This is a genomic window from Paenibacillus sp. FSL R7-0026, assembly GCF_038004485.1.
Classification (GTDB): domain Bacteria; phylum Bacillota; class Bacilli; order Paenibacillales; family Paenibacillaceae; genus Paenibacillus; species Paenibacillus xylanexedens_A.
In genome coordinates this window covers 4,911,130-4,931,974 of the sequence record NZ_JBBORG010000001.1, presented here as the reverse complement: position 1 = coordinate 4,931,974, position 20,845 = coordinate 4,911,130, and the positions used below count along the sequence as shown (strand labels likewise).

At 42.2% G+C, this 20,845-nt stretch carries 19 protein-coding genes; 18 read left to right on the top strand and 1 reads right to left on the bottom strand.

What is annotated here, in order from left to right:
- Nucleotides 1-126 precede the first annotated feature (126 nt).
- The 6 genes from MKY44_RS21580 (at nt 127) to mmsB (ending at nt 8,523) form a co-directional block, all read left to right on the top strand.
- Nucleotides 127-1,134, top strand: a complete 1,008-nt coding sequence (locus MKY44_RS21580) for a substrate-binding domain-containing protein (protein WP_341008543.1) — start codon at nt 127-129, stop codon at nt 1,132-1,134.
- A 91-nt stretch (nt 1,135-1,225) separates the two neighbouring features.
- Entirely contained in the window at nt 1,226-3,094 is a 1,869-nt protein-coding gene (locus MKY44_RS21575; RefSeq protein WP_341009920.1) for a cache domain-containing sensor histidine kinase, read from the top strand.
- Between the two features lie 56 nt (nt 3,095-3,150).
- On the top strand, nt 3,151-4,401 hold the full coding sequence (locus MKY44_RS21570) for a response regulator (protein WP_341009919.1): 1,251 nt from the start codon (nt 3,151-3,153) through the stop codon (nt 4,399-4,401).
- A gap of 317 nt (nt 4,402-4,718) precedes the next feature.
- On the top strand, nt 4,719-5,804 hold the full coding sequence (chvE, locus tag MKY44_RS21565; protein WP_341008542.1) for a multiple monosaccharide ABC transporter substrate-binding protein: 1,086 nt from the start codon (nt 4,719-4,721) through the stop codon (nt 5,802-5,804).
- Between the two features lie 21 nt (nt 5,805-5,825).
- Complete coding sequence (gene mmsA / locus MKY44_RS21560; protein ID WP_341008541.1) at nt 5,826-7,391, top strand: multiple monosaccharide ABC transporter ATP-binding protein; 1,566 nt, start codon at nt 5,826-5,828, stop codon at nt 7,389-7,391.
- A complete protein-coding gene (gene mmsB, locus MKY44_RS21555; protein ID WP_036674453.1) occupies nt 7,360-8,523 on the top strand; it encodes a multiple monosaccharide ABC transporter permease in 1,164 nt (387 codons plus the stop codon). The genes mmsA and mmsB overlap by 32 nt, the downstream gene beginning before the upstream one ends.
- Nucleotides 8,524-8,593: 70 nt before the next feature.
- On the opposite strand, the gene mgtE is transcribed toward mmsB, so the two are convergent.
- On the bottom strand, nt 8,594-9,964 hold the full coding sequence (gene mgtE, locus MKY44_RS21550; protein WP_341008540.1) for a magnesium transporter: 1,371 nt from the start codon (nt 9,962-9,964) through the stop codon (nt 8,594-8,596).
- 190 nt (nt 9,965-10,154) lie between these two features.
- On the opposite strand from mgtE, the gene MKY44_RS21545 reads away from it, so the two are divergent.
- The 12 genes from MKY44_RS21545 to MKY44_RS21490 all read left to right on the top strand — a co-directional run bounded on the left by MKY44_RS21545 (nt 10,155) and on the right by MKY44_RS21490 (nt 20,821).
- Nucleotides 10,155-10,859 carry a DNA alkylation repair protein gene (locus MKY44_RS21545; protein WP_100529120.1) on the top strand — a complete coding sequence of 235 codons (705 nt, stop codon included), beginning with the start codon at nt 10,155-10,157 and terminating at the stop codon, nt 10,857-10,859.
- Between the two features lie 42 nt (nt 10,860-10,901).
- Nucleotides 10,902-11,456, top strand: coding sequence for a methylated-DNA--[protein]-cysteine S-methyltransferase (locus MKY44_RS21540; RefSeq protein WP_341008539.1), 555 nt, complete (start codon nt 10,902-10,904; stop codon nt 11,454-11,456).
- 237 nt (nt 11,457-11,693) lie between these two features.
- Nucleotides 11,694-11,999 carry a YfzA family protein gene (locus MKY44_RS21535; protein WP_341008538.1) on the top strand — a complete coding sequence of 102 codons (306 nt, stop codon included), beginning with the start codon at nt 11,694-11,696 and terminating at the stop codon, nt 11,997-11,999.
- Nucleotides 12,000-12,498: 499 nt separating this feature from the next.
- Nucleotides 12,499-13,773 (top strand): EF-P 5-aminopentanol modification-associated protein YfmF, encoded by a 1,275-nt coding sequence (gene yfmF, locus MKY44_RS21530; RefSeq protein ID WP_341008537.1) that lies wholly within the window; start codon nt 12,499-12,501, stop codon nt 13,771-13,773.
- The gene (gene yfmH, locus MKY44_RS21525) at nt 13,770-15,062 is read left to right on the top strand and encodes an EF-P 5-aminopentanol modification-associated protein YfmH (RefSeq protein ID WP_341008536.1); all 1,293 of its coding nucleotides are present in this window, start codon (nt 13,770-13,772) and stop codon (nt 15,060-15,062) included. The genes yfmF and yfmH overlap by 4 nt, the downstream gene beginning before the upstream one ends.
- 26 nt (nt 15,063-15,088) lie before the next feature.
- On the top strand, nt 15,089-15,940 hold the full coding sequence (locus tag MKY44_RS21520; RefSeq protein ID WP_341008535.1) for an ABC transporter ATP-binding protein: 852 nt from the start codon (nt 15,089-15,091) through the stop codon (nt 15,938-15,940).
- Nucleotides 15,941-16,582 carry an ABC-2 transporter permease gene (locus MKY44_RS21515; RefSeq protein ID WP_341008533.1) on the top strand — a complete coding sequence of 214 codons (642 nt, stop codon included), beginning with the start codon at nt 15,941-15,943 and terminating at the stop codon, nt 16,580-16,582.
- Nucleotides 16,583-16,705: 123 nt separating this feature from the next.
- Nucleotides 16,706-19,318 (top strand): class III lanthionine synthetase LanKC, encoded by a 2,613-nt coding sequence (gene lanKC / locus MKY44_RS21510; protein ID WP_341008531.1) that lies wholly within the window; start codon nt 16,706-16,708, stop codon nt 19,316-19,318.
- Nucleotides 19,319-19,382: 64 nt separating this feature from the next.
- On the top strand, nt 19,383-19,508 hold the full coding sequence (locus tag MKY44_RS21505) for a class III lanthipeptide (RefSeq protein ID WP_341008530.1): 126 nt from the start codon (nt 19,383-19,385) through the stop codon (nt 19,506-19,508).
- A 36-nt stretch (nt 19,509-19,544) separates the two neighbouring features.
- Complete coding sequence (locus MKY44_RS21500) at nt 19,545-19,673, top strand: class III lanthipeptide (RefSeq protein WP_218639195.1); 129 nt, start codon at nt 19,545-19,547, stop codon at nt 19,671-19,673.
- Between the two features lie 36 nt (nt 19,674-19,709).
- Nucleotides 19,710-19,838 carry a class III lanthipeptide gene (locus MKY44_RS21495; RefSeq protein WP_341008527.1) on the top strand — a complete coding sequence of 43 codons (129 nt, stop codon included), beginning with the start codon at nt 19,710-19,712 and terminating at the stop codon, nt 19,836-19,838.
- 149 nt (nt 19,839-19,987) lie between these two features.
- Nucleotides 19,988-20,821, top strand: coding sequence for a class I SAM-dependent methyltransferase (locus MKY44_RS21490; RefSeq protein ID WP_341008525.1), 834 nt, complete (start codon nt 19,988-19,990; stop codon nt 20,819-20,821).
- Nucleotides 20,822-20,845 lie beyond the last annotated feature (24 nt).

Below are 20,845 nucleotides of genomic sequence, written 5' to 3'. Positions count from 1 at the left end.
AGCAGGTACACCGTTAACAGCAGGAGCTTATTGTTAAAAGATAAGGGGTGGTTTTCTTTTTGAATGATTGCGTTTACAATTTAGACGATGTACATGGTGATCAGACCACTTGAGGAAGTGAACGGAATGAAAAAAATGCTGCTGGTATACATTTTACTAATCTCAGCCTTTGCATTGTATGTGTTGAGATTCGAATACACCAGTCAGGTAAACAGTTCGTGGGAAGACCGGGGGCTGCGCGGCGATATCGGAGAGACGTATATCATGATTACATTCCAGTCCGGGCTCGAGTATTGGAAAAGCCCGCTCAAAGGTTTCGAGGATGCCGCGGATGCGCTTGGCGTGACCGTAGAATATCGCGGTGCTACCCGGTATGATGCGAAGGAGCAGACCATGGTAATCGAGCAGGCTATCGCTCGTAAGCCCGCAGGCATTGCTATATCTGCAATCGATCCTCAATCGCTAGTTCCAGCGATCAACAAGGCAATCGACGCAGATATCCCTGTTGTATTATTTGACGCGGATGCACCTGGTAGCCAGGCCTATTCTTTTCTTGGGACAGATAATTACAAGTCGGGTGTAATGGCTGCCGATAAAATGGCTGAATTGCTGGGTCGTGAGGGAGAGGTCGCGGTATTAACTTTACCTGGGCAACAAAATCATGAAGAGAGGACGAAGGGTTTCCGCGATACGATCAAGGAGAGATACCCTTCCATGCAGATCGTTGAAGTTGCAGACGGACACGGTGATGCGATGGTATCCAGAGACGAAACACAGAGAATGATGAAGGAACATCCCGAGCTGGCGGGTATTTTTGTGACTGAAGCCACCGGAGGAGCAGGAGCGGGGGAAGCTGTTCAAACTGCCGGGGACAGACATCCATTGCAGATTATTTCGTTTGATACAAATAAGGCCACATTGGATATGATCAAGAACGGTACGATCTCAGCAACGATTGCGCAGGGAACCTGGAATATGGGATATTGGTCACTCCAATATTTGTTCCATCTGCATCACCAGTTAACGGTTCCGGCCCCATCCTCATCCGGTGAAAATGCACCGCTTCCCGTGATGGTGGACACAGGGATCTCTGTGGTGACACGCTCGGATGTGGATGATTACTATGCCAAATAACAAGGGAGATTTCAAGAGTCCAAGGCCTTGGAGCAGGAGAGCAATTCTCTCCACTTTCAGGAACGGGATTCGGCGTTTACGCTTGCGTAATATGCCCCTTCGCTACCAGCTGATGCTGCTTTTTCTGTTATTCGCCATTGTACCTTCCGTAGGACTTGGATTGCTTGTGAACTGGACGGTGGAGCGGGTAGTTGAGCGACAGGTTGAAGGGCATACCATGCAGCTGATTGGCAAAGTGAATGAAGCTCTGAACAGCAAAATGGAGAATTTGCAGAATATGACCTATCTGATTGCATTTGACCCGGATATTGATGCTTTTATGAACGACAAAAAGCCACCGAATGATGATGCAGGCATCGAACCGATGACCATGGACACCAATGCCGCAACGGAGCAAAATCGGTTATATGGCATCAAACAAACCTTGCAGGGGTTCACAACGTTGTATCCTGAAATCGCCGGGATTGTTCTCGTCAATGAAAGTGGTGACTATATTAGCAACGAGATGTATCCCCGGGCGGAACAGAGCCTGATCCAGGAAAAATGGTATCAAAAAGCTTCGGCCAATCCGGGCATATTCATGGTATTGGGTCAGCCAAAAGAGCGTAATCTCACGACACATGTACGCTACAAGGATGATGAGATTGTATCGGTTGCGCGTTCCATAACGGATGAAGCGTCAGGACGTGTACGAGGCGTTATTTTGATTGATCTTAAACTAAGGTCCGTCTCTCAGGCTGCTCGTAATGTAACCTTGGGGAAATCCGGTTATGTGATGGTGACGGATGCAGAGGGTCAAAGTGTATACAAGCCTGAGCATCCGCTAATAGAACACATTCCCACAGACTGGTTCCCCTCCGGTGAGAGTGGAACGTTTACCGCCGATACAGAAGGTGGAACGTTATTATTCATGTATCAGTCGTCTACCTTTACAGGTTGGAGAACGGTAGGGGTATTTCCCACAAGAGACTCGATATCCGAAGTACGCCAAATCCAGTTTTACGTGGTTAGCTTTGTATTTGTGGTGTGTTTGTTTGGCCTGAGCGCCTCTTTATGGTTCTCCCGTTCCATTGCTCAGCCCATTTTCCGGCTCATGTCCTATATGCGCAGGGCGGAGACCGGCAATCTCAGACCAGGCCGCTGGAGCGACCGGGCTGACGAGATTGGCATGCTTGGTAACAGTTATAACCGAATGCTGGCACAGATTCGACAACTTATATCACTAAATGAATTGCGGGAGCGACAGAAGCGCGACGCTGAAATGCGAAGTTTGCAGGAGCATATCAAACCACACTTTTTGTACAATACCTTGGATACGATTCATTGGATGGCACGCAAAGAGGGTGCAGAAGATGTGTCCGGCATGGTTGGCGCGTTATCTCGATTATTTCGCATAGGGCTTAGTAAAGGACAGGATTACATTCCGCTGCACTCCGAGATTGAGCATATGACCAGCTATATGCAAATTCAGCAGACACGATACCGCGATCGTCTTCAATATACATTGAATATTCCAGAGGAACTGCGGGATCTTTTTGTGTTAAAGCTGCTGCTTCAGCCCCTGATAGAGAATGCAATCTATCATGGAATCAAGGGCAGGCGTGGGCCGGGACACATTCGGGTGGAGGCCAGATTGGAGCATAACAGACTGCTGCTGACCGTTCAGGATAATGGAGCAGGCATGTCCAACGAACGGCTTGCCGAGATGCAGCATCTACTCGAAGCTCCTTTGGCCAGTTTGGAAGCGTCTTCGCCTGGGATAACAGGCAAAAGTTATGGAATGTTGAATGTGCAGGCCCGTCTCCGACTGTCCTTTGGCGATGAATACGGTATTGTGCTGGAGAGTCAGGAAGGTGAAGGAACGAGTGTGACCATCATTCATCCGTTGATGCGAGAGCTCCCACCAACCAAGCAAATCAATAACGAAGAGAGGCAGGAGAGTGAATGGGAAAATTCATGAAATCGGCAGTGACAACTTCCACTGAAACAGATGAGACATCCGCATCGACCACAGTAATGGAGATTACGCCGGATAGCCACATGACTAAGAAATACCGCGTGCTCATCGCGGATGATGAACCGATCATTCGTGAGGGGATTCGGGATGCCATTGACTGGACAACTCTCGGGATGGAGGTTGTTGGTGAAGCGGAAGATGGCGAGGAAGCGCTGGAACGGGCGGCTGACTTGGGTGTGGATATTGTTCTCGTTGATATGAATATGCCATTCCTGAACGGAATCGAACTAATCCGTGCCCTTCAGCAGAAGTGCCCGGGCTGTCGTTACCTGATCATCTCGGGACATGATGAATTTGCATATGCGCAGGAGGCGGTTCGTCTTGGCGTAGAGGATTACATCTTAAAACCTGTGCAAGCAGAACAATTATATGCTGCACTTGAGCGATTGCATCAGCGACTTACTGAAGAGCACCAGAGGACGGCATATGTACAACAGGCAGCTCATCAGATTGAACGTAATATCCCGTTGCTTCGCCAGCGATTTATGCTGGAGTGGCTGGAGGGGCAGGCTGAAGGGAGGGATCTGACGGAGCAGCTTGTGTTTTTGCGGCTGCCCGCCGTCCCACCTGTGCAGATCGGGGTCGTACGCTGGCCTGCCGCTGAAGCTCGTCAGACGATACTGAGAGAGAATGATCGTCAGTTGTTTCTGTTTGCAGTGGAAAATATAATTAGTGAACTGCTGGGGGACGTGCCACATGTCCTGTTTCGGGACGTAAGCGGGTTGATCGGCATGTGTCTGTGGCAGGAAGCCCCTGAAGAAATAGAGTCCCTTCTGGAACAGCAGATCAGTTCTTGCCTGAATATTTCCATTCATGCTCATGTGGAGACACATGCAGGGACACTGGAAGAAACGCCGGATACATACCGTCATTGCCGTGAACGGGTATTCGGGGAAGTGCAGTTGTCGCCTCTGGTTCGCCGGGCAAGACAACTTATTCACGAGGAGTATGCCGAGCGGGAATTGACCCTGGAATCGCTTGCTTCCCGTCTACAAGTATCTGCCGTATATCTTAGCCGTGTGCTGAAGAAAGAGCTGAATGATTCCTTTGTCACACTTGTCACGCATGCTCGCATTCGCAAGGCTATACAGTTATTAGATTCAACAACACTGCCGATCCACACCATAGCTGAGCGTGTAGGTTATGATACGCAACATTATTTCAGCACTGCATTTAAGAAAACAATGGGCATTTCGCCTGTGCAGTATCGAAAGAACGGGGGGGCAGCCTATCATCCTTCTGCGAATTAAATATCGTATTACAGTTGTTCACTTAGACATGTGATAAATGAGATGGATGTGTTCTACTTCGTGTGAAGCGAAGTGGAGCATGTCCTTTTTTTTGACTCTGGTATGGTATCTCGTGGATCACACTTATACTTTAAGCGTTTCCATCAAAAGTTAAATTTTTATAAAAAAGGTTCAAAACGTGCAAAGACCTTGCGGCATCTCCAATGCTACCATAGTCTCAGACAGGAACAGCAAGCAACAGGATGCACTACATGAATTGTAAGCGTTATCTTATAACTCATTCAGAACCGTATGACGTGAGGAAAGGGGAACTTCATATGAAAAAAGGAGCAATGCTCATCTGGCTTCTGGTGATGACCTTGATGCTCTCGGCCTGCAATCTGGCAGAGAGTGGCCCAGGCAGCAAAGAAAAGGGATATGTCGGTATATCGATGCCAACCAAATCATCAGAACGATGGGTGGGAGACGGGGAGAACATGGTCCGTCTGTTTCAGGAGCAGGGGTACAAAACCGATCTTCAGTATGCTGAGGATGTGGTCGAGAATCAGATTTCACAGATTGAAAACATGATCACCAAAGGTGTGGATGTCATGGTCATCGCGTCCGTGGATGGCAACACATTAACGGATGTAATCAAGAAAGCGCATGACGAAGGGATACAAGTGATCTCGTATGATCGGCTCATTCGTAATACGCCATATTTAACCTATTATGCCACGTTCGACAATTTTAAGGTGGGTGTGCTTCAAGCCTCCTACATCGAACAAAAGCTTGGGCTCAAGGATGGAAAAGGACCGTATAACATTGAGCTGTTTGGTGGCTCTCCTGATGATAATAACGCCTATTTCTTCTTCGACGGTGCGATGTCTGTCCTGAAGCCGTACATCGATTCCGGCAAACTGGTGGTACGCAGCAAGCAGATGACGATGGCCCAGATTGCAACCTTGCGCTGGGACGGTGCACTGGCCCAGTCACGGATGGATAACCTGCTGAGTGCGTATTACTCGGGTGATAATCTGGATGCAGTATTATCTCCTTATGATGGAATCAGTATTGGTATCATTTCATCCTTGAAAGGGATTGGTTACGGTACTTCGAACAAGCCGCTACCCGTTATTACAGGACAGGATGCCGAACTTGCCTCAATTAAGTCAATTGTGGCCGGGGAACAGACGCAGACGGTGTTCAAGGATACACGGAGGCTAGCGGAGAAGACGGTAGAGATGGCCAATAGTATTTTGCAAGGAAAACAGGCGGAAGTTAATGACAAAAAATCATATAACAACGGAATTGAGGTTGTTCCGGCGTATCTCTTGGATCCCATCTCGGTGGACCGTACAAATGTGGAGCAGGATATCGTTGGTACACAGTATTACACGAAGGAAGAAATCGGACTGAAATAATAAATGAAAGGAGCACATCCCATGGCCGGAATCATTCTGGAAATGAAAAACATCACCAAAACCTTTCCTGGCGTCAAAGCGCTGGAAAATGTCAATCTGAAAGTCCGTGAAGGCGAAATTCATTCCATATGTGGTGAAAATGGCGCAGGTAAATCTACGTTGATGAAGGTACTGAGTGGTGTATATCCACATGGCACGTATGAAGGCGACATTTTATTTCAGGGCAAAAATTGTGAATTCAAGGATATTAAGCAGAGCGAGGATCTGGGGATCGTCATTATCCATCAGGAGTTGGCCCTGATTCCCTACCTTTCAATCGCGGAAAATATATATCTGGGCAATGAGCGTGCCAGCAGAGGAATTGTTAACTGGAAGGAAACTTTTGTAGGTACACGGGAACTGCTCTCGAAGGTGGGACTGAGCGAAAATCCAAACACGCTGGTATCCAGCATCGGGGTAGGCAAGCAGCAACTGGTCGAAATTGCGAAAGCGCTCTCCAAAAAGGTGCGGCTGCTTATTCTGGATGAGCCAACCGCTGCGCTGAACGAGGACGACAGTGAAAATCTGCTGCAATTGATGCTGGAATTCAAGAAACAGGGCATCGCCTGTATTCTGATCTCACACAAGCTGAATGAGGTATCCAAGGTATCCGATTCGGTGACTATTTTACGGGATGGCAAGACAATTGAGACGTTGGATATGAAGAAGGAAAAAGTGTCGGAGGATCGGATTATTAGCGGAATGGTAGGACGTGATCTCACCAGTCGTTATCCGGAGCGTCATGCCACCATAGGTGAAGTTATCCTTGAGGTGAAGGACTGGACGGTATATCACGAACATCATGCCGAGCGGAAAGTACTGGATCAGATCCATATGAATATCAGACGTGGTGAGATTGTAGGGATTGCCGGGCTGATGGGCGCTGGGCGTACCGAGCTTGCTATGAGTATTTTTGGCAAATCCTATGGCCGGAATATTTCGGGTCAACTCATTAAGAATGGTAAACCGATCCACAACAATACCGTCACGGAGGCTATTCAGAACGGGTTTGCTTATGTGACAGAAGACCGCAAGGAATACGGACTCATTCTGATGGATGACATCAAGCGCAATATTTCCTTAACGGGTCTGAGCAAGCTGACGCGAAACGCGGTAGTGAATGAGCGTGAAGAAGTACTGGTGGCGGAAAAGATGAAGAAAAGCATGAACATCAAAGCACCAAGTATTTTGCAAAAGACCGGTAATCTGAGTGGAGGCAACCAGCAAAAAGTGGTGCTCAGCAAATGGATTTTTGCCGGACCAGATATTCTTATCCTGGATGAACCTACCCGCGGTATTGATGTGGGAGCGAAATTCGAAATCTATACGATCATTCATCGGCTTGCTGCTGAAGGCAAGGGCGTACTGGTAATCTCATCCGAGCTTCCGGAGGTTCTTGGCCTGTGTGACCGGATCTATGTGATGAATGCCGGACGAATCACCGGTGAAGTCAGCCGGGAGCAAGCATCACAGGAAACGTTGATGAGATATATGACCAAGTCTGGAGGCGGCAAGCATGGAAATGATAACAAAACTGTTCAAAAATAATATCCGTCAATACGGTATGATTATTGCCTTGGTAGTGATTATGCTTTTGTTCGAGGTACTTACAGGCGGGCTGTTGCTCAAGCCGATTAATATTACAAATTTGATTTTGCAGAACAGTTACATTTTGGTGCTGGCGATCGGAATGGTGCTGGTCATCATTACCGGGCATATTGACCTGTCTGTTGGTTCCATTGCAGCCTTTGTTGGTGCCGTTGCCGCAATTATGATGGTTGATTGGCAGCTTCCAGCTTGGCTTGCAGTCATCGCTTCCTTGCTGGTTGGCGCTTTAATCGGTGCATGGCAAGGCTTCTGGATCGCATATGTACGGATTCCGGCATTTATCGTAACGTTGGCAGGGATGTTACTGTTCCGCGGCTTAACGATGATTGTGCTGGAGGGGCAATCGATCTCTCCTTTCCCGGGTGGATTCCAGAAAATAAGCTCGGGTTTCTTGGCGGACATTCAATTCTCAGGTTTCGGTCTGGTATCTATCATTGTGGGTCTTGTGCTCACCGTCTGGTACATTGTCAATGAACTGCGGGAACGCCGTTCCCAGCGAAAATATGGATTCGAGGTTGTGTCACAGGGACTCTTTCTGCTCAAGTTGATTGTGGTGGCTGTTGTGACAAATCTGTTTACGTTTGTACTCGCAAGTTATGCAGGTATTCCGAATATTCTGGTTCTGCTGTTTGTCCTGATCGTTGTGTACTCCTTCGTGATGAATCGTACCGTCATGGGACGACATGTGTATGCGCTTGGAGGTAATGAGAAGGCCGCAGGTCTGTCCGGTGTCAAAACAAAAAAGGTAACCTTCTGGGTTTTCGTGAACATGGGGACACTTGCCGCGGTATCCGGGTTGATCTTCGCCGCACGTCTGAATGCGGCTACGCCAAGAGCGGGCACCAACTTTGAGCTGGATGCCATTGCGGCCTGTTTCATCGGTGGTGCTTCCGCTTCAGGGGGCATAGGTACGGTATTTGGTGCCATCATCGGTGGTTTGGTTATGGGTGTGCTGAATAACGGGATGTCCCTGATTGGTCTCGGTATTGACTGGCAGCAGGGCATTAAGGGATTGGTACTGCTGCTCGCGGTAGCGTTTGATATCTATAATAAAAATAAAAGATCAGCGTAACACTTGGTAAAATGAAAAAAACAGACCTTGATCTCAGGATCAGGTCTGTTTTGCTGTATGCCCAACTTATTTACATCAAGGCATCGAGGAAACGTGTGGCGATTCCAAAATAGATAAACAGGGACAAGATATCATTCAATGTGGTGATTAACGGGCCAGAGGCAACAGCCGGGTCGACTTTGAAACGACTAAGTAAAAGCGGGATGCATGTACCGGTCAGTGTACCAATGACCAGAGTGAGGAACAGAGATACCCCAATAATGGCGCCCAGCAGCCAGTCCCCTTGCCAGAAATAAGCGATGACAGTAATCAGCAATCCACATACCAAGCCAATCATGATGCCTACCTTGATCTCCCGACCAATCAGTGCGAGTACGGTGGCTTTGTCGAGTTTGCGTCCGATCAGTCCGCGTACCACAACAGCCAGAGACTGCGTTCCTGTGTTACCGGTCATACCTGCAATCATCGGCATGAAGAATGCCAGTGCTACAACCTGATTCAATGTATCCTCGAAGAAATCCACAATACTTCCCGAGATTAGACCAATCAATAGAAGCAAGATGAGCCAGGGAAGCCTGCGTCTGACGGCCACGAGTGGTTTGGTATCAAAGTCGATATCCTTGCTGCCGCCCCCCATCTTGGCCAAATCTTCACTGGCTTCATCCATAATAATATCGATGACATCATCCATCTGAATGATACCGCATAACCTGTGATTTTCATCCACCACCGGAAGTGCAATAAACTCATAACGCTGTAGAAGCTGTGCTGCTTCTTCCTGGTCCATATCTACCGTTGCATGGATCACCCGCCGGGTCATCAGTTCTTCAACCTGGGTCTTATCGTCAGCCAAGGCAAGGGATCGATAACTCACGACACCGACCAGTTTGCCTTCATTATCGGTTACATAGAGATAACTTGAGGCTGAGATATGCATGGTACCTTGCGATTGTCGTAAGGCTTCCTTGGCTGTCTCATGAGCGAGCAGGGTCCGATATTGATCTGTCATGATGCGTCCTGCCGTTTCCGGCGGGTAATTAAGCACGGATCGGATAATGGCAGAGTGATCCAGATTCATATTGGAGAGCAATTCTTCTCTGCGTTTGGCAGGCAAATCGTGCATGAACCGAATCAGATCACTTTTGTCCATCTGCTGCATGACTTCAAGTGTTCGTTCCGGCCCAAGTCGTTCAAACAGTTGAATCTGTTCGTGCAGCTTCAAGGTCTCGGCGAGATCCGCCAGAGCATCGGGTTTGAAAAGGAGCAAAAACCGATTGGTTTCTTCTTCAGGGAACTTTTTATATACAAGTGAGAGGTCGTAGGGATGCAGTTCTTTCACCAATTTATAGAAATCGGGAAGGTTCGGAGATTGTACATGTTGCACGAGTTGTTCGGTGATCTCCTCCACGGAGAAATCTTTTTTGGTATGAGGTCCGTTCATATCGACACTCCTTTCTATTCGGTCAGCTTCATATTTTTAAACGAAATGGGTTGGCGGTTAAACAAATGGAGAAAAAAGAGATTACCCAAAATGATATTGTAATCTTGCTCAAACATTCGATATGGGCTTACAAACAGCCGCTGCAAGGATATACTTGTTGTACAGCAACAGACGAGGAGGACATGCGCTAGTGGAAGTAGATATCAGAACACAATTGCTCAGCATGGTTGAGCCGGAGTATCAGAAATTCTCGGCTGCACTTATTCCCAACATCTCGAATGTACTTGGTGTAAGGTTGCCAGCCTTACGAAAAATTGCCAAGCACCTTGCCGCCGGGGACTGGCGCACGTATCTGGAAACGGCAGAGGATGAATATTTTGAAGAAGTGATGTTGCAAGCAATGGTCATTGGACATGTACAGGCTGATCTGGACGAGCTGTTAAAGGCTATTGAAACATTTGTACCGAAGATTGACAACTGGTCAGTGTGTGACAGCTTCTGTGCGGGACTGAAATATACGAAGGTCCATCCGGAACCCATGTGGGAATTCTTGCAGCCGTATCTGAGATCAGATCAGGAATATGAAATCCGGTTTGGTGTGGTAATGCTGTTGAATTTTTATCTGAATGAGAGATATATCGATCAGGTTTTATCCGCATTGGATCAGATTAGGCACGAGGCGTATTATGTGAAAATGGCAGTTGCTTGGGCCATCTCAATGGCTTATGTGAAACAACCTGAGGTGACTATGCGTTATTTGAACCATAATACCCTGGACGATTTTACGTATAATAAGGCACTTCAGAAAATCACGGAATCTTATCGCGTGGATCCAGAGAGCAAGCAGATGATCCGCAGTATGAAACGTAAGGTGAAGAAGCAGGTTACCTCCTAGTCCTAACATGAAGCATTCCACCGGGGAGAGGGCGATAAACGAATGAGAAAAAAGTTGATGTACACCACGATGCAGTTGGACGGTCGTCCATGGGTACTGCTCGCTACGGAACAGGGATTGTGCCGAGTGGTTATGCCCAACGAAACACTGGAAGATTGGAACGGCTGGATACAGAAAGTTGCACCTGGCGTGGAACTGGAAGAGAACGAGCATGCTCTCAAACAAACAGGTATGATGGACTGGCTGCAGTCTTATTTTGCAGGGGAACCCATGGCTTATACAGATGCAATCCCACTCGACTTGATCGGAACGAACTTTCAACAAGAGGTATGGAGAGAGCTAGGGCGTGTGCCTTATGGTGAAATTCGGACCTATGGTGACATTGCCGCTGCGATTGGAAGACCATCGGCTGTGCGAGCGGTTGGTGCTGCAAATGGGGCCAATCCAATTCCGGTTCTGCTACCATGCCACCGCATTATTGGGGCTAATCGCAAGCTGACTGGGTTCCGTGGAGGCCTGGAGATGAAGCGCAGACTGCTGGATATCGAACAGATTGAAGGCGTGACCGATGGAGGGCATGCGCGGTTTAATTTCTAAGCCTGATAATAGTTAGAAAGTGAAAGTCCAATATGAATTAAAGCATATTTATTATTTAGAGAGCATCATAAACAATTTTGATTATACTTTTTTTTCTTTATTTGGGATAAAATAAGTGATTTGCAATATGAAAGTGGTATATAATCTATGTGTGGTATATATATATCTTAAATACAACTACTAGGAATATGCATATTCAATGAGGATTCAAATTTAATTCAGAAAGGAGGAACTACGATGTCGTATGCTCCTCAAAAGCGTCATTCTAATCGAGCAAAGCGCTGGATCATTACGATTGGAGTATTCATAGTTGTTCAAATAATTTTTATCGCCATTGATGGCACTTTCTTGGAACCCAGTATAAACGATAGTGACAACGTATTGGCCAAAACGGTAAGAGGGGTTTTGGAATCAAAATTACTCACCGAACGGATTGCCCCGTATTCTTTTCCATTTTTTAATTTGTTTTTGATAGTTCACGTTGTTGCAATATTGATTCAAGCATTGGGAGATAGTATATCAGCTATATTTGCAAAAAGATAAGCAAACTAATGGCAGGATACTAAAAGATTTATAGAAATCCAATTTGCAAGCTGGTTATGGTAAACACCAGGGGCCAGCTTGTTATTTTCTCTGGATAACGTTCTTTTAAGATCACCTTATATCTATAATTCCTCTTTTTCAGTTTTCTCTCCACATCAGTCACTTCTAAATATCAAATGTGCAGTTTCAGAACGGACTGACTCTTTTATTTCTACCAAGCTTTTCCCTTAAGCAATCATTTTAATAATTCAAACGCATAAACAAGAGTGAGTTCTCAAAGAGTCGATGTTACGTGAGGAACGTCCGTTTGTAGCAAAGTAGAATTTTGAATTTTTTTGGCAATTATGGTAGAAATATATGATGGTTTATGATACAATAGTGGAAAAAATATGTAAATGTAGATTATATAGTTTGTTATCTTGGTGATCATCAATTAATATATTTATGGATTTGGACATAAAAAGAATTCTTACATAGATATATGAGGGGGGAATCACGGTTGGAAGATATACATATAAGTTCCGAGGAGTTAAACGGCGTACATCTTCACCTGTACAACACGAATAAATTTAAGACAGTAAGTATTATGTTAACGATGAAGTCGCCTCTCCAAGAGAGTTTGATCACTGCAAGAGCACTCATTCCCCATATCCTGAACGGGGGGTCAATACTTTACCCGAATCGTAAGTTGATACAACAAAAACTTGATAAATTGTACGGAGCAACTCTCCTTCTAGATGTACAAAAAAAAGGTGAAGATCATAGCATTGTTTTTAGGATGGAGATACCTGCGGACAAATTTCTTGATGATTCTGCTTCATTACTGAAGTCGTCTCTTGAATTATTGCATGAGATCGTTTACAATCCCTTAATTGAAAATGGAGGGTTTCATTCTATAATTGTTGAACAAGAGAAACGTTCCTTAAAACAACGGATTGATTCAATACATAATGAAAAAATGCTATACGCGAATGTTCGCTTGCTAGAAGAGATGTATAAAGGTGAGCCTTACCAAATTCCAGCATTCGGAAGAAAAGAAGATATTAATTCACTGGATGCCATATCAATTTATCAAGCCTATGAAAATATGCTTCAAACGGATCGTTTTGACTTATTTATTGTGGGTGAATTTAACGAAGATCAGGTCAAATTAATGGTGCAGAACATCTTTTGTGAACAACATAACAATGAATTTATGAAAGGGTTTTCTTCTGCAGGTGTAACTGTAAATGATATTAAAGTTATTCAAGATAAAATGGACGTAAAGCAAGGTATCCTTTTGTTAGGGTACAGAATTTCTTCGACAATACAAGATGAGGATTACGAGGCTGCAAGAGTGGCGAATGCTATTTTTGGCAGGTTTCCATCTTCCAAACTATTTCGTAATATACGTGAAAAGGAAAGTCTTGCTTACTTCTCTCATTCCCAAATGGAAAGCAATAAAGGATTATTGATCGCTATGGCAGGGATTGATTTCATTCATTATGAACGTGTAGTTGAAATGATTAGAGAACAAGAGCGTGCCATGAAACAAGGTGAATTTACAGAGGCGGAAGTTGAACAAGGTAAAGGAATGTTGATTAATCTATTACTGGAAGCGCATGATTCTCCTGTAGGAATTATGGACATATTCATTCAATCTGTGGATAGTGGATTATCTATTGATATACATGATCAGATTCAAAGAATTAGTAAAATATCAAAAGCTGATGTCATTTGCGCCGCTAAAAAGTGGAAACTGGATACGATCTATTTCTTGAATAGAGAGGAGTGAATGAATTGCACCCCATTATTTATGAGGGATTAGAAGAAACCATATATTATGAAAAGCTCGCCAATGGCCTTGAAGTGTACATACATCCCAAGAAAGACTTCCATAAAACAGTTGCTACATTCACAACTAAGTACGGTTCGATAGACAACAAATTTTCACCTGAAGGAAAAGATTATTCAGTTCAATTCCCGGATGGAATAGCCCATTTTTTAGAACATAAGATGTTTGAATGTGAAAATTGGGATGCATTTCATAAATTTGCAGAGCAAGGAGCCTTTGTTAATGCATTCACCAGTTTCACTCGTACGGCATATACATTATCAGCTACATCTCGCATAAAAGAGAATCTCACAACTCTTCTTGATTTTGTTCAGGAACCCTATTTTACAGATGAAACGGTAGAAAAGGAAAAAGGTATCATTGAACAGGAAATAAAAATGTATGACGATAATCCAGATTGGCGTGCACGATTTGGTGTTCTGGATAATCTGTATAAGAGTCATCCAGTTAAAATCGATCTGGCAGGAACAATTCCTTCAATTCAACAAATTACAAAAGAGGATTTGTACACTTGCTATAATACATTTTATCACCCGAGTAACATGTTGCTTTTCGTTATTGGACCTGTAGTTCCTGAAGAAATTTTAAGGCTTGTTCGAAGCAACCAGGAGCAAAAAGAATTTCCTGAAACTAAAAAGATTCGCCGTTTTTTTCCTGAAGAAGGTGCTGCAGTGAACAAAAGCTCAAGTGTTATAAAATTGCCAGTTCCGATTCCTAAAGTTTTTATTGGATACAAAGAATCATTTCCGATAAAACAAGGACAAGAGATACTTAAATATGAGATGTCATTAAATGTTTTGCTTGAGTTGATGTTCGGAATCGGTTCAGAAGCTTATGAGAAAATGTATGAGAATGGTTATGTGGACAACTCATTTAATTTCGAATATACACATGAAAAGAATTTTGGGTTTTCGATCATAGGTGGAAACAGTCATTCGCCTGAAGACGTAATTAAAATTATAAGTGAAACCATCGAGAAATTTAAAAAGGACTCCATCAATCAAGACGATGCAGAACGTGTTATTAAAAAAGAGATTGGTGCATTTTTAAGTGCCATTAACTCGCCTCAATTTATCGCTAATCAATTTACACGTTATCGTTTTAATGACTTGGACTTATTTGACGTATTGCCAATACTTGAGAGCTTAACAGCATCTGATCTTGAAGAGGTACTGCATGTACACTTTTCGAGTGATTCAAGAACAACATTAATTGTAAAGGACAAATAGAAGACAGAAAATCAGGAGCTGAGAGAATGTCAAACCTTTTAGAAATTAAAAATGTTAGAAAATCCTATGGAAACAAGGTTGTCTTAAAGGGGATTTCATTTAATGTCCCATCCGGATCAATTGTTGGTTTTATTGGTGATAACGGTGCGGGGAAATCAACAACATTCAAAATTGTATTAGGGTTAATTTCCAATGACGATGGCATGGTGAACATATTTGGAGAAGAAAATATAAATAAAAACCCTAAAATCAAAGAGAAGATTGGCGTCGTATTTGATGCAGCTAATCTGCCGGCTCATCTTACAATAAAGCAACTGAATAAAGTTTTTGGCAAATTGTTTGATTCTTGGGATCAGGATAACTTTCATCGTTTAGTTAGTTCTTTTTCTCTCCCTGTAGATAAAAAGGTAAATGAATTTTCACGTGGAATGTCAATGAAACTGTCAGTTGCTGTTGCATTGTCGCATAATGCACAATTATTGCTTCTTGACGAAGCGACAGGAGGGCTTGACTCCTCATCAAGAGAAGAGGTGTTAAATGAGTTGAAAAGTTTTGCCAGCAAAGAAAATGGGGGTATATTACTTTCCTCTCATATAATGAGTGATATTGAGAAAATAGCTACTCATCTTGTTATTATAAAGGAAGGTGAAATTTTGCTGAATGCAGAGAAAGATGAAGTTTTTGAAAAGTATACAATTGTAGATATGGACATGGAAAAACTTAATTCCCTTAACCAAGATATCGTGGTTGCCAAAAGAAACTTTGATACGTATTACAGTGTACTTGTATCCGATAAAAAGCAATTACCGCATGATCTGGTGACTAAGCCCATCTCAATGGATGACATCAGCTTATTATTAACAAGGAGTAATGAATAAATGAACGGTTTATTATTGACAAGTTATTATTTAGTTTATCGGAGTTCCTTTTTATATACGGGACTGGCCATACTGTTATCGGTCATCATTTTAACATTTACAGATGCCTCAATGCACCGGTTAGTTGCACTGTTAAATATCTTACTTATGGTGATGTCTGCCCTTGACGTAATCAAATTCGAGGGTAAGTCGGGTTATGATAAATACGTTCTTACTCTACCTGTCAGTAGAAGTACTATTGTACAAAGTCACTACCTCTTCTATTTTTTGGTGGTAATTTACGGAGTTATACTGTCGTATAGCATCTTTTATATATATGATCTGGTGTCAGGCACGCCGATCAATGAGATGTCCAATTCTATCTTTTTTGGGATTTTCGCAGTTCTTGTCACTGGTGCAATAAACTTTCCATTATACTACATCTTTGGTCCAGAAAAATCGGATTCCATTACATTGGGGAGTGTAGGTGGGGCGATATTGATTACGATTGTTTCACAAAGCTTGGTTGGTTATGTGGCATCATTCTTTAACCCGAACAATCCAGATCTACTTGCCCCGATTATTTACTTAATATTTGGTGTTATTGTTTATATTGTATCTTTATGGTCTGCTATTCTAATATACCGAAGGAAAGAATTTTAAGAATGACAATTTTATAAAACAGTCTCAAAATTTTTTTGAAGACTGTTTTAATGGTTAATTCGTCTAACAACGTTAATTAATTCGATAATAGAGTATGTTAAAGCTAAATCGGAGGGGTTATGTATGGAAGGAAATATGCTATACAATCTATATTTAAAACCAAACTCGGAATATTACGGTAAATTGGAGAATGATGAAAAAAAGCAGAATAGGTATGAACTTGGTGACATTCCTGATACATATGCGGTTATCTCAGATCGTGAATCGGTTTGGAAGCACTATCATGTTAAAGGTTCACGACTTCCTGATCAGGGATGGAAAATTCATGTTACAGCGTTATTCGAAGAATCACAGAACCTGCTAGATCGGGTTTCTAAATTATGTATAGATGAGCGGATTGAGTTCAAGCACCTCAAGGATAGACAAAGTTTTATCAAAACGAATTCGAAGAATGCCAATCGTGCTTCTTCGGGGAAGTTTATAACAATATACCCTGTGAATAACGATGTCTTTGTAAAATTGTTAGACATGTTATGTCTGGCAACCCAAGGGTTTAAGAAAGGCGCATATATACTTAGTGATAAGAGATGGAAAAATAGTAATGTATTTTACAGATATGGTGGATTCAGAAGTATATATAATGAATATGGAGAACATTGTATTAAGGATGAACAAGGTAATCTAGTTAAAGATGAGAGAACGCCCTTTTATCAGGTTCCTGATTTTGTGAAAGATTTTGATGATTATCTGAATTCACTAAATTATTCTGATGATCTGGAAACTAAAGGGGATGGCAATTTAGAGCGATATGAGATTGAAAGTGCACTTAGCTATAGTAATGCGGGTGGGGTATACCGTGCGACTCGAAAGAAAGATAACCTGAATGTGATTATCAAGGAAGCCAGGCCAAATGCTGGTTTGGACGGTTCAGCTCGTGACTCCTTATCGAGACAGATAAAGGAATATGATGCTTTAGTGAAGCTTAAAGATGTAACGGGCGTTGTAAGTTTAATAGAGTATTTTCAAGAATGGGAGCACTACTTTTTGGTGGAAGAATTCATTGAAGGGGGAGACTTAAGGCAGTGGCTCGCTCAACACTTTCCATTCTTTAGAGATGATGAGCGTATGCGTAATCATGCCGCAAATGTTAAAAAGGTATTGTTGCAACTTTTTACGCTGATAGATCAGATGCATAAAAAAGGAATAGCCATGGGTGATTTTCAGCCAGCGAATATAATGGTGGCTGATGACTTAACCGTGAGGCTAATTGATTTTGAAACAGCTATGCATGTAACCTCCAAAGACAAACCCACTATGATGACCATCGGATTCGCATCCCAGGAAATGAAGATCAGTGGAGCGAGAGATTGGTTTGGATTAAAGAAATTAACAAAGTATCTGGCTCTTCCAGTGTTATCTTCGGAAGTTTTAGATGAGTACCTACAATACAATCACTTCAGATGGATAAAAGAGATTTATGAAGATTCATTCTACCAATTTATTGTAGATTTACAAGAGAAATGTGACCAAAAAATAAGAAATTACCAAGAGTATTTTCCTAAAGAAATGGTCCTTTCTGATAAAACAAGTGACTTTAACATTTCCTCAATCACGAAGAAATTAATAGAGGGCATGCAGGATAATTTAACAAATGATGAAAGATTTGTTCATGGAGATATCCGCCAGTTTGAGATGAATGGGGGTAAATTCAACTTTTTAACTGGTGGGACTGGTGCTGCTTTTACACTTATCAAAAATAATACGAACTCTCTAGAAGTCGATAAGTGGATCCAAGACTTTTTGTTAGGAAATTTAAATACTATTGAATCTAATGGTATGTTTGATGGGAAAACAGGGATATTGGCTTTATTGTATGACACAGGTTATGAGGCAGTTGTCTTAAATGAATTGAAGAACATAAGAGCTAATATGAACGAATCCAATATTTCTTTGCGCTCAGGTCTTTCAGGAATAGGGCTGTTCATCATCAGTTTATATTTAGAGACAGAAAATGATGAATATTTACAGTTCGCGAAGGAAATTGAAGAATCAATTGAAAGAAATCGAAATAACGATGCGCGGTTTAGCACGAATGACTGGATGGCAGTAGGGATAGGAGTAATTGATGGGTTATCAGGTGTCTCTCTCTTTTATTCCGCCATGTATTCCATTACGAATGATAAACATTATTTGGAAATAGCTAGACAATTAATAAAGGAGGATCTAGAAAAAACAATATTTGATGAGGTAACCGGCTCTCTACAAACATTGGATAATCGAAATCGTCAATTGCCCTACCTATCAGGAGGATCGATTGGAATTGGAATTGCAATATGGTTTCTAAATCATGTAAGTGGAGAAGATGCTTATCAAGAAGAAATCAATGCGATTACAAAGTTGTCACAGATCTGTTCCACTATTAGTGGTGGGTTGTTCGATGGGGCAGGAAGCTTCCTTTTAATTCCTTCTTTGATGAAAAATAACGGGGGACGTGAAGTAATTATTAAAGAGGTATTGAGCCTTCTTAATTTATTCTTAATTGATAAAAATGGATATTATGTATACCCCGGTCAATTCTCATATAGGCTAGCGGATGATGTGTATACAGGTAGCTCGGGAATAATACTGGCATTGATGGGCATCGTCAAAGATAACCCGCTCTATTGGTTGCCACTTGTCAATTCAGATGAATTTCTGACAAGAACTAAAGCTCACGATGTTTCAGTAACGAGTTAATAAAAATTAGTTGAGAATATATGGGTATATTGTTGAACATAAATTTTCGGAGGAGGTGAAAACAATGAATGCAGTGTTGGAATTGCAGAAATTATCCAATAACAAAGAGGTCAAAGGTCATGCTGTGGAAGCAACAGTAACAACAGTTACAGTAACCATTTTTCTTTCAACTTTAAGTAATCATTGCTAAAAAGTGAGTATCATTCCGGAAAAGGAGGTGAAAACAATGAATGCAGTATTGGAATTGCAAAAACTAGCGAAAGACAAAGAAGGTAAAGGCCAAGCTGTGGATGGAACAATTACAACCACATGGACTGTAACTACGTTTCTTTCAACAATCAGTAACAGCTGTTAAAAGTATAATTTCCACTCAGAAAAGGAGCTGAAAGCAATGAAAGCAGTATTGGAATTGCAAAAATTAGCAAAAGACAAAGAAGGTAAAGGTCAAGCCGTGGATGGAACAATTACAACCACCTGGACTGTAACTACGTTCCTATCAACAATCAGTAACAGCTGTTAAAAAATCTATGAAATAGAACTGCAAAAAAAACGCGCCATTTTACTAACTTCAATAACTGGTTGCTTAGCTGATTTTAGCTGATCTTCAGCTAAGCAACGCATTATTTTAGATACAAACCAACCATTAAAAATTCAATAGAGGTGAAAAAAATGGAAAAATTACTGGATTTAGCTAAAATTCCCGAGCCATTTGAGGAAGGATCAGTACAAATCTGGCTTGACTCAAACCGGGCTGACTTTGTTTTGAAAGCTCATTTTGATGAAAATATTCCTGGTGGAAGCAAGGGGAATGATTTTATTGATGAAACTGTTAATTTTATTAGCGAAATTGCACCATTGACGAAGTATAAAAAGATCATTGATTTAGGTTGTGGTCCAGGCCTGTATTCCCAAAGTTTAGCTGCTAGGGGTTATGACGTTGTTGGTGTGGATTTTAATGAAAAATCAATTGAATACGCAGTTCACGAAGCCCAAAAAAAGGGTTTAATAATAGATTACAGAATCGAAGATATGACTAACATTGAGATTGAACAGGAGTTTGATCTTGCTCTACTAATCTATGAAATCTATAGTGTCTTTAATCCGGAAAACAGAAAAAAAATACTTAGCAATATCCATCGTGGTTTAAAGTCCGGAGGATTAGTTCTATTAGATGTGTTATCGGAGAATAGTTACGAAAAATTTGAGCAAAATTTTATGTGGGGTTTAACTAGAAAAGATAATCCATTTTCGGATAAAAAACATTTATCTTTATTTGCTTCAATAAAATATCCTGATCATGTGACTTTGTCAAAAAATGTTCTCGTTTTTGGAGATGGTGAGCTAGTTAATTATCATTACTGGAATCAACATTTTACGATTGAAAGTTTGGAAAAAGAAGTGAATGATGCCGGATTTACTCTCGAAAAAATATACGCAGATGTGAATGGCGGAGAGTATCAAGCGGAGGGGGAGTCCTTCGCGGCGGTTTTAAAGAAGAAATAAGGATTATGTCCCGCCACCGACAGT